Below are 10,729 nucleotides of genomic sequence, written 5' to 3' on the forward strand. Positions count from 1 at the left end.
GGTACTGGTACGCTATCGGTTGTCAAGTCGTATTTAGCCTTACGAGATGGTCCTCGCAAATTCCCACAGAATTCCTCGTGTTCCGCAGTACTTGGGAATAAAATAAGAGAGATCGATCGGTTTCGCTTACAGGACTGTCACCTGCTATGGTCAAGCTTTCCAGCTTGTTCAACTACCAATTGATTTTTTGACTCTCCGAACCTTCCGAAACAGATTCAAATTATATCCCACGACCCCGTGCATGCAACGCTTTCGGGCTTGACACATACACGGTTTGGGCTGGTTCCCGTTCGCTCGCCGCTACTTGGGAAATCGTTATTACTTTCTTTTCCTGGGGGTACTAAGATGTTTCAGTTCTCCCCGTTACCCTCCTTACACTATGTATTCATGCAAGGATGACACAATATTAATCGTGCCGGGTTGCCCCATTCAGAAATCTCCGGATCAAAGGGTGTTTAGCCCCTCCCCGAAGCTTATCGCAGCTTTCCACGTCTTTCTTCTTCACTTGACACCAAGGCATCCACCGTTTGCTCTTAGTAGCTTAGCCACTATTTAATACCACAAATAAGTTTAAACGCTTTGATGCGAACATATTAACTTGCGTTAATATCAGCTCGACTTGATTCAACAATCAAGTTCCGCTGTTTATATAATCAGTTAATAAAGTGTCTTGTAAAACACCTGATTTATTAACTGCGCATTTTTGATATTTACTACAACAAATTGTCAAAGATCATTGAACGATCACGGCTACTTTATATTCACCGTCTTGATCCCTCAAAATTGGCCAGTGATGTCTCTTAAAGCTATAAGGTATCCTTGTGAGATGCCCTATATATAATTTCTTTCCTTTGAAAGGAGGTGATCCAGCCGCTGATTCCTCAACGGCTACCTTGTTACGACTTCACCCCAATTATCAACCATACCTTAGGCGCCTGCTTCTATAAATAGTTAGCCCAACGACGTCGGGTATAATCAACTCTCATGGTGTGACGGGCGGTGTGTACAAGGCCCGGGAACATATTCACCGCGGCATGCTGATCCGCGATTACTAGCGATTCCAACTTCATGGAGTCGAGTTGCAGACTCCAATCCGGACTGAGATAAACTTTAGGGATTCGCTTACCGTTGCCGGCTTGCTGCCCTCTGTATTTACCATTGTAGCACGTGTGTAGCCCTGGACATAAGGGCCATGAGGACTTGACGTCATCCCCGCCTTCCTCCCGGTTAACCCGGGCAGTCTCGCTAGAGTTCCCACCATTATGTGCTGGCAACTAACGATAAGGGTTGCGCTCGTTGCTGGACTTAACCAAACATCTCACGACACGAGCTGACGACAGCCATGCAGCACCTGTCTCTGTGCTCCCGAAGGCACTATCTAATCTCTTAGATATTCACAGGATGTCAAACCCAGGTAAGGTTCTTCGCGTTGCGTCGAATTAAACCACATGCTCCACCGCTTGTGCGGGCCCCCGTCAATTCCTTTGAGTTTTAGTCTTGCGACCGTACTCCCCAGGCGGTACACTTAATGCGTTAGCTTGGGCACAGCAGATTTTAATATCCGCCACACCTAGTGTACATCGTTTACTGCGTGGACTACCAGGGTATCTAATCCTGTTCGCTACCCACGCCTTCGCGCCTCAGCGTCAGTATCGGTCCAGAAAGCTGCCTTCGCCATCGGTGTTCCTCCTGATATCTACGAATTTCACCTCTACACCAGGAATTCCGCTTTCCTCTCCCGTACTCAAGTCTTGCTGTTTCAAATGCACGTCCAGGGTTGAGCCCTGGGCTTTCACATCTGACCGACAAGACCGCCTACGCGCCCTTTACGCCCAATAATTCCGAATAACGCTTGCACCCCCCGTATTACCGCGGCTGCTGGCACGGAGTTAGCCGGTGCTTCCTCTACAGGTACCGTCAATAGAATCTCCTATTAGAAAACTCTAATTTCTTCCCTGTCGACAGAGCTTTACGACCCAAGGGCCTTCTTCACTCACGCGGCGTTGCTGCGTCAGGGTTTCCCCCATTGCGCAAAATTCCTCACTGCTGCCTCCCGTAGGAGTCTGGACCGTGTACCAGTTCCAGTGTGGCTGATCATCCTCTCAGACCAGCTAACCATCGCAGTCTTGGTAGGCCTTTACCCCACCAACAAACTAATGGTCCGCAAACTCATCTCCAAACAATTGCTTTCAAGAAGAGGCAATCTTTCATTAATTAACTTATGTCAATCAACTTCATCCGGTATTAGCTGTCCTTTCGGGCAGTTATCCCGGGCTTGAAGGTAGATTATCTACGTGTTACTCACCCGTGCGCCACTCTACTCAGGATTGCAAGCAATCCCTTTCTCGTTCGACTTGCATGTGTTAAGCACGCCGCCAGCGTTCATTCTGAGCCAGGATCAAACTCTCCAGTTATAATCCTTGATACTTCTAAACTCTTTAAGGTCTTGTTTTAAGACCCGCTTTAAAATTTCTCACTGACCAATTTTCAAAGATCAAAAAAAACTTCCCTCACAAACAACTGAAACAGACTACATGATTCTTTGATTGGTGTCAACTATTTTTTTAAAAAAAGCATCTTTTTTTTAGAGAATCATTTAACATTTACAAACTGTTTTTTTAAAAATACCAAAATCTGTTTGAGATGAGATTATGGGTCGTAACTATGACTATAAATAATTTGTGTAAAAAATTACAACAGACTGTCTATTTTTAATGGTTTCACATAGTCTGCCAACAAGCTCTACAGGCAGTTTGTTGTTAATCAAGACCACTTAATGACAACATGCGCATCTATTATATATAACTCGATGATCCAGTTTTTAAAAATTGACATAGAATTGCAATGTCAGTTATTATCTCCATATTAACGACAAGCCTTATATTTGAGAGATGGTTATGGTTCATGTCTCCCCCATGGCCTTAGATTCATATGTTTGGTTGAATCGTTTGATTTGACAAAATGCTCTTTTAAAAATACCGAGATTTTTTTAAAGTAAGATTCTGGGTTGTCGCTATATATAATTTCTTCAACAAAGGATAAGATGCTGTCAATCTTGATGATTTCACATAGGCTGCCAACAGTCTTTGCGGGCAGTTTGTTGTTTATTGAGGCCATCTGGTCAGGATGAAGCAGGAGACAGTGATCAACCAGCAGGCTCAAGGTCAAACTTCTGTAAGACCCATCTTCACCCGGTTGTTTGGTCAGCTTTCCCCATCCTTCATTCTCCTTATGGTCTTGAATAAAAACCTCTACTAACCATCGGAGAGTATAGACTTCTGTTATATCAATATTTTGCCATGTTAAATCCGTAGCAACAAGATATCGATATTCCTTTTCTCCTTTATATTTCAACGCAATAACAAATCTTCTTTTGTCGTGGGCACAGACATACATTCTGGCACAGCTAATATACACTTTAACCTCCTTACCACCGCGTACACATAATGTTTGTTCAACCGGCTGACAATGTTCAAAATATTCTTTCACTGATTTTTTTTTTATTTTTGATCAAGATGTTTTGATTGTTTCTTAATTGGCTGACTATTTGAGATGTCCCTGTAATTTCTGATGCCTTGTCCATAAAAATGGCATTGCCCTATAGGGCATCAGCAACAACTGCTTCTATCTTTATAGCCGGATGTTTTTTTACAAATGTCTCCAGCAGTTCATTGGCAATCATCGTAATGGTAGGGTATGCTTCGGATCTTGCAGGTTCTTTGGGACGTTCTGATTTTGGGACTCCAGCTTTTTTTAGCCTTTTATCCTCTTTGGACCACTTACTTATCTCAGGATCAGGAATATGAAAAGCGTAGCCTATTGGAACCGTTATTTTGGGGGTTATCAAAGTCAAAAACACCAGACCTTGGCCCATGCAAAATCCACCTGTCGATTTGTCTTTTATTTTATGGACACCAAAGATTTTAGTCGTACATTTGCTGCGTTTTTTGTCTGAATCATCAATACTTATAACCCCTTTCGTAATGCCATAAGTTTGAAAAACAATACTGAGGCTGAAATGGAATAGATGTTCCCAAGCAATTTTAGAATTCCGAAACATCCAGGAAAGAGCATTCTTTTTATACTGTCCCACACTAATACGAGAGAAGGCCGACCAATTAATGCTGTTTGTCAAAATTATTCCGGTAATGCAGAAGCCCAGCCAAAGCTTTTGAGTTCTACTTAACGACATTCCAGGAGAATGTTGGATTAATGCAGCATTTAATAAATCGGTATAATTCTCAACAAATGGCAACATCTTTTTTATTAACATTTCCGCCTCATCATACATAATCAGTGAAGCGGTTGCATATATCAAATCATCTCTTGTGTTTAAATGATTTTTATTTTATTTTGTCCATTGAGGCTGGCCATCCGATGGGTGAGATACTTCCTGTAAGGTTGTATTATAACATCGACTTGACCAGCCTTTTCATTTTTAATCTGGATTTACCATTCCAAATAAAAAAACTGGATCATCGAGTATAAGCATGTTGCCAAGTCATATCCGAAATAACAAGATACCTATATTTTTTTTCACCTGCACATTTCAATGCAATTATAAATCTTTTTTTCTTGTGGGACATAGATAAAACAGATGCTCGCAGGCTATTTGGAATGCTTGAATATCCAGGAAAGTGAATTCTTTTTATACTGCCCGCACTGATACGGGAAAAGCTTTCCAGTTGATGCGGTTGGTTAAAATTATTGAAGTTTTAGGGCTTGACAAAAACAATATGAATCAATACTTAATTTTATTGCAATATGCATTGCAATTATTTTATACGCACTTGGAGGAGCATTAGATGCGGGAATTGGAAGGGATCTTAGAACTAAACAAATCTCAAGGTTTTTATATTGGTATCGGCACGGAAATTTACCTTGAAATAGAAGGTGTTACTTTTTCTGTCACAAGCATCTTTATTGGTTTGCTTAAAGATGAATTCATGATCGTTACCCTTCCTAAAAGATATAAAAGTGTTAAAAACAAATTATTTCCTACTAATAAAATGGTTGTTAAATATCTATATGACGGGTCAGTATATGCATTTCAAACCAGCATAATAGAGGTGTTCACCAACCCCATCAGAATGTTAGCCATTGAATACCCCAAAGTGGTTCAACAAAGAGAACTAAGGCTTGTTAAACGAAATAAAGTTGTAATTCCCGGCAGAATTGAAGCAAAAAAAACTGAATTTTCCATGGTTGTGTATGATATTACCAAAAAAGGCTGCAGTTTTAAATACCTTGACCAAAAAAGCCATATTAATTCATTAAGAGGGGGTGATCTTTTAAGAATTTACTGTCAATTTCCAGGAGTCGCCAAAGAAGTCGGTGTTATGGCAAGTGTTAGAAATATTAGAAGGGATAAGGATATTCTTTCCGTAGGAGTCGAGTTTCAGAATATTACTAAAACATTTTTAACGTCCTTAAGAAACCTTTTATATTCCATTGAAGACTTCTCTTGAATTTGTGTAAACTCTATGAAAGTATTTTGGAATATGGGTAATAATTTCAGCATATTTTAAATTTTTTTGTAAAAAAATTGCCAAAATTGAAATAAATTATAGTTATCGTGAATTGAGATAAACAACATAACGATAACTTACTCTATGTGTCAGGCATATCACAAAAGAGCAGCGCCCCAATAAAATTGTTTGTTTTTTTTTAAATTGTTTGTTTTTTTTTGCAAAACTAGGGGTTTTCCCCAATTGATTCTTTGCCTTTGATTTAATATAGTTCTGTCCATTGTATGGAATGTGCAATTTCCAATCATGTAGATAGATATTTGATCATTGTGTTTTTTCCAAAATTTTATGGTGCAACAAGATTTTTATTGGAATCAGGGGATCCGGTTTTTTAAAAAAACATTTAAACGAGGATGTCAAAAATGAAAAAAACTTCCATTATACTATTGATAAGTCTATTGTTTATCAGTTTCTGTCAACCTGTTTTTGCCGCTTCTGAAAAGATAAATATAAATGAAGCAACCAAAAGTGAGCTTGTCGTACTCAAATATGTTGGTGATAAAATTGCAGATAGGATTATTGACTATCGCAAAGCACACCCATTTGAAAAGTCTGAGGATATTATGAAGGTAAAAGGGATAGGTCTAAAAATTTTTGATGCCAATAAGGATCTGATCATAGTAAAAGATTAATATGGATAAAAATTTAATACGGTTTTAAGGACTTAATAAGGTTCCCCTGATCTTTAATCTTTCAAAACCCCAATCCACCATCAAAGAAACAAAAACCTCTTTTCGCCTGACAAATCAAGCAGATAGAGTATTTTGTACAAAAGAAAACCATCATATACGAAGTCAAAATATACTATGGCACAAGGCCCAATGCCTTTCAAGTCTGAAGAAAAAAAACACCAGCGAAATGACAGTTAGAAGGTTTTCTGAGCTCCTTCAGAATAAATTCATGCTCAAGATATCCACCCCAAATTTATGTAGATATCAAACACCACAGAATAGTTGCGCCCCCAAAATGGCATTCCTTGAGTGTTTGATACAAGGAAAAACAAATTCTATTGAAACAGTTGCCTAACTTAAAAAAAAATCCCCAATTTGCTCTGGACAGGTCTATTAAAAGATAGACAGTGAATTCGGGAAAAAGCATTTGCTTGATATAGTCTATTTTTGTGTTATTATCTGAATCATCTTGTAGAGTACAGAGTGTTTTTTTTTGTATTAATGGATTTTTTGGAAGGGAGACCTTGGATTTGGAAGTTTCTAAAGTATATTCAAAAAGATTATTTGGTGTTATTACCCTGTTGGCTTTATTGATCAGTGCAGGCATAAATATCGGATTATATTTCGGCATGAGATGGCTGACCCTTAAATTTTCTCAAAATACAGAAAATGAAATTATTACCAAGACTATATCCGAGATTGTTAATAATGTAGAATTTATATTCCATAATTTTTATTTGTGGGTAATACCGACCGTAATAGGGTTTTTTTTGCTGCTGGGTTGTGTGCTATGGCTCATTTTAAGAAATTCAGTGTCAAAGGCGTTTAATGGATTTTATATTACAAAGGATGAAATACCCTCTAAAGGAAAATCCAAAAAAGATTTTGTTGATCAGAAGACAGCTGTGGAGAGGAAGCAGCGTCTGTTTTTACACAGCCTGTCTGTTCTTCAAAAAGATGGGCGACTTTTGGATTTTTTTGACGAAGATTTAAGCTTATATGATGATGAACAAATTGGTGCAGCGGTAAGAAGTATTCAGGAGGACTGTAAAAAGACAATCAAAAAATATATTGATCCAAAGCCGGTAATAGACAATGAAGAAGGTAGTAAGGTATCTATTGAACCTGGATTTGATATTGATTCAATTAAGTTAGTTGGGAATGTGGCAGGCGACCCTCCCTTTGAAGGGGTGTTAAAACATCGTGGATGGAAAGCTGGGAAAAAAGAGATCCCCAAACTTTCAGATATTCAGGATTCAACCATTATTATTCCCGCTGAAGTTGAAATAAAATAAACTTATTTCATTGTACAGACCGCATCAAAATCAAGCCTTTTAAGCATAACTTTTTTGACAGTTTTTAAATTGATGATGGATCGGATCAACTTCAATTTGCAATATTTTTCCTAATCCATTAGTAACAGCGTCTCAAAAGGAATGTTTGGTTTTCAACGGTGATCAAAAGATGGCTGGAAGAATCCAAAGAAAAAACATGCTGAAACCAGGACTTGATTTGAATGAAACAGCACAATTTATTGTTGTGACAATTAGCGGTTGCTCAGCTTTATATGCTTCAACCCATGATCCAAGAATCTGGAACTTTATATTAGCACAACTTAATTGGTTTATGAATGGACTAAAAAAAACAAGAAAAGATTAAAGCCATGAAAACAAACCCGGATTTCATTTCGCCTTGTGGTCTTTATTAATGCGATGAATTTCCCTGCCAATATATTGATAATTTTTCAATGGCTGTTGGAAAAAAAGTAATTTTACGATCTGTCCCTTATAGACGAAAATTCGGCACTAAAAAATGGGTTCACGATGAAGAGGCCCGCTATTTTTGTCCTGATTGCGGCAATAAAGTTTTCCGGGGAGTTGTAAAATGCAATCAATGCAAATCTAAACTGGATCTGGATTAATACTTTGCATATTGATGTTATTTGACAAGAATGGATGATATGACTTCAAAGGGAGCGGTCTGATTTTGAGGATAAGGCATCCCCATTGTTGAGTTGCAAATGCCTGTTTCGGATTGTTTTGCCTCTTTTTTCAAACGGGCAATCATATTACCGGCCGCTTCAATTGAACAGGTTCTATCTACTCCTCCCGGAAGTTCAAGCACGGCAATACTAACTGTCATCAATGGTATCTGTCTTATTTTATCTTCCCTGTCCCTGGCAACCATGAATCCTTGTTCAACAGTTTCACGATCATAAAAACTTTCTGCATTTTTCTTAAACTGGCTGGCCAGCCTCTCCATTTCAAGCAATATATCCTTATTTTCAGAATGTTTTACCCCAAGAAAAAAATCATCACCGCCCACATGACCGACAAAACGATTTTCAGAAAACCCTGCTTTTTTTAACATATCCGCGAACATTAAAATCATGCGATCACCATTTCTAAATCCATACCTGTCATTAAATGGCTTGAAATTATCAAAATCAAAATAAATCAAATGATAGGTAGCTGAAAAATCGGCCAGGGTTTTACTGAAATATTCATGAATCATGGTGTTACCCGGCAATTTAGTCAAAGGATTCTGGTTTCTTGCAAGGGTAAGATTTTTTTCATTGATAATCTTTAACAATGAATTTGTACTCAAAATTCCAATATATTTCATATTTTCAACCATAATCAAGCCTTCATTATTGTTGAAGTGCGAATAGGTTTCAATAAGATTTTCAACAGATGAGTGAACGTCTGAAATGGGAATTTTTTTAACAAACCTTGAGATATCTTTTCCAAAAGATGGATTTTCCAGAAGCTGCCGTCCGAATTTTGAAAAAATATACTCTTTAAAAGCAGTCTCCCTTATAATGCCCACAGGCTCATCATGCTGATTTATAACGGGAAAAAAACTGATTTTATCTTCATTCCTGAATTTTTCAAAGATACTGATGATACTGCAATCCGAATATACCGGTGTTGCATGGGTGATCTGATTTGAAATAAGAGACTGGTCCTTAACCACGCCATTTCGCCGCTCATTTTGGGTTATGTGCCCTATTTTCATATACCTTTTTTTTAGTTGATTCAGATCCAGCTGAGGTTTCTGGACAAAATACCCCTGCACCATATCACATCCTATTTCCTTGCACAAAAGGTACTCATCAAGAGTTTCAACACCCTCTGCGAGAACAAGGCTGCCCATAAAATGGGCCAGATTTACTATGGTGGACACAACCAGTCTTTTTTTGGGATCATTTTCCAGATTCTGAATAAAAAACCGGTCGATTTTGATATAATCCGGCTCTGTATAATAAAGAAGCTGCATCCCTGAAAATCCAGTACCACAGTCATCCACGGCGATTTTATACCCCTGGGAACGATATACATCCAAGATCTTTGAAACATGCTTATTACAGGCAAGCTGATGTTTTTCCGATATTTCAAAACATATATCATCCAGTGAATAACCATACTCTCCAAGCATTTGAGCTGTATTACCCGGGGAATAATCATTTGTGTCAAACAGACGATTGTCAAGATTATAAAACAGTTTGATATGACTTTGCCCTTTAAACTTTGCAAATTTGGCAAAGGCCTTTTCACGCAAAAAAAGATCAACCGGGTGAAGCATTTCATGCGTGTAGGCCTGGTTAAAAACATCATCGATGGATGAAAAACCAGCTTCTTTATGAAACCTTAATAATGCTTCAAATCCAAAGGCATTGCCAGTATGGATATTTACAATAGGCTGATAGGCAAAATCTATTTTTGATAATCTTTCAATCCATTTTTCATGCTTTAATGTTCTCATATCGTTACCATATTTTTTTTACATGAAAGAACTTTTAACATGCTGAAATTAAAGTCTTTCATTATTTGTTGTGGACAAACCAAGATAAAAGACCAAGTTTGTCCGTGGCAGTTATTATCGATTAATCTCAACACAATTCCTGCCTTCCATTAAAAGTGTTTAACCCTAAACCAGAATTGTAAGAAAAGAATTAGCGGCAAATTAAACTAAGATGAATATTTTTATATTTTAACAATAAATTAATAGATTTTTAATCATCTACTTATTGAATAAAGGTTAAATGATGACATCAGAATAAACATAAAAGATTGGAAATTAATGGAAATCAAAAAAACAACTCGAAAAAAATGGATGGAACTTTTGGCAACCGCTTCCTTGAAGGATTTAAAAACTGCACAAAAAAATTTAAACGCTGAAATAGACTACGAATATATTGTAAAGCCTGAAACAGGCATGCTCATGGTACAGGCCAGGGCAGACGGATCACACTCCAGGTTCCATTTAGGCGAAATGAGCGTTTCAAAATGTGTTCTTAAAGTACAAGAACAATATATCGGATATGCCATGACCGCAGGATCAGATCCGGCACATTCAGAACTGGCAGCACTATTTGATGGTCTGCTGCAGACCCCTGAGTATCATGATGTCATAAAAACAAACTTAATCAACAAGCTGGCTGAAAAACAGATCAAAAAAGATATAAAACTTGAACAAGAAGTGGCAGAAACACGGGTTGAATTTTTCACATTAAAAAGAGGGGAATAG

At 37.8% G+C, this 10,729-nt stretch carries 8 protein-coding genes and 2 rRNA genes (1 of these 10 only partly in view); 5 read left to right on the plus strand and 5 right to left on the minus strand.

Going from position 1 to position 10,729, the window contains the following annotated elements; genetic code table 11:
* From TOL2_RS17005 to TOL2_RS25640, 4 genes are all read right to left on the minus strand, one after another.
* Positions 1–547: ribosomal RNA gene (locus TOL2_RS17005) — 23S ribosomal RNA — on the minus strand; it reaches 2,449 nt to the left of the window's first position.
* Between the two features lie 307 nt (positions 548–854).
* A 16S ribosomal RNA gene (locus TOL2_RS17010) occupies positions 855–2,414 on the minus strand.
* Together the 16S and 23S rRNA genes form the textbook arrangement of a ribosomal RNA operon.
* Positions 2,415–2,895: 481 nt before the next feature.
* On the minus strand, positions 2,896–3,417 hold the full coding sequence (locus TOL2_RS25635) for a hypothetical protein (RefSeq protein WP_232507962.1): 522 nt from the start codon (positions 3,415–3,417) through the stop codon (positions 2,896–2,898).
* Between the two features lie 181 nt (positions 3,418–3,598).
* Positions 3,599–4,318 carry a hypothetical protein gene (locus TOL2_RS25640; RefSeq protein WP_014958530.1) on the minus strand — a complete coding sequence of 240 codons (720 nt, stop codon included), beginning with the start codon at positions 4,316–4,318 and terminating at the stop codon, positions 3,599–3,601.
* A 487-nt stretch (positions 4,319–4,805) separates the two neighbouring features.
* Here TOL2_RS25640 and TOL2_RS17020 point away from each other — a divergent pair, with 487 nt between their 5' ends.
* The 4 genes from TOL2_RS17020 (at position 4,806) to TOL2_RS17035 (ending at position 7,858) form a co-directional block, all read left to right on the plus strand.
* Positions 4,806–5,468 carry a flagellar brake domain-containing protein gene (locus TOL2_RS17020; protein ID WP_014958531.1) on the plus strand — a complete coding sequence of 221 codons (663 nt, stop codon included), beginning with the start codon at positions 4,806–4,808 and terminating at the stop codon, positions 5,466–5,468.
* Positions 5,469–5,890: 422 nt separating this feature from the next.
* The gene (locus TOL2_RS17025) at positions 5,891–6,160 is read left to right on the plus strand and encodes a ComEA family DNA-binding protein (protein ID WP_014958532.1); all 270 of its coding nucleotides are present in this window, start codon (positions 5,891–5,893) and stop codon (positions 6,158–6,160) included.
* Between the two features lie 488 nt (positions 6,161–6,648).
* Positions 6,649–7,494: a DUF2760 domain-containing protein gene (locus TOL2_RS17030; RefSeq protein WP_232507963.1), complete on the plus strand. Its 846-nt coding sequence runs from the start codon at positions 6,649–6,651 to the stop codon at positions 7,492–7,494.
* A gap of 169 nt (positions 7,495–7,663) precedes the next feature.
* A complete protein-coding gene (locus TOL2_RS17035) occupies positions 7,664–7,858 on the plus strand; it encodes a hypothetical protein (RefSeq protein WP_014958534.1) in 195 nt (64 codons plus the stop codon).
* Between the two features lie 279 nt (positions 7,859–8,137).
* Here the strand turns inward: TOL2_RS17035 and TOL2_RS17045 are convergent, their stop codons facing one another.
* A complete protein-coding gene (locus TOL2_RS17045; RefSeq protein ID WP_014958535.1) occupies positions 8,138–9,964 on the minus strand; it encodes a GGDEF domain-containing protein in 1,827 nt (608 codons plus the stop codon).
* 318 nt (positions 9,965–10,282) lie between these two features.
* On the opposite strand from TOL2_RS17045, the gene phnG reads away from it, so the two are divergent.
* Positions 10,283–10,729: a phosphonate C-P lyase system protein PhnG gene (gene phnG, locus TOL2_RS17050; RefSeq protein WP_014958536.1), complete on the plus strand. Its 447-nt coding sequence runs from the start codon at positions 10,283–10,285 to the stop codon at positions 10,727–10,729.

The sequence above is a fragment of the Desulfobacula toluolica Tol2 genome, assembly GCF_000307105.1.
GTDB classification, from domain to species: domain Bacteria; phylum Desulfobacterota; class Desulfobacteria; order Desulfobacterales; family Desulfobacteraceae; genus Desulfobacula; species Desulfobacula toluolica.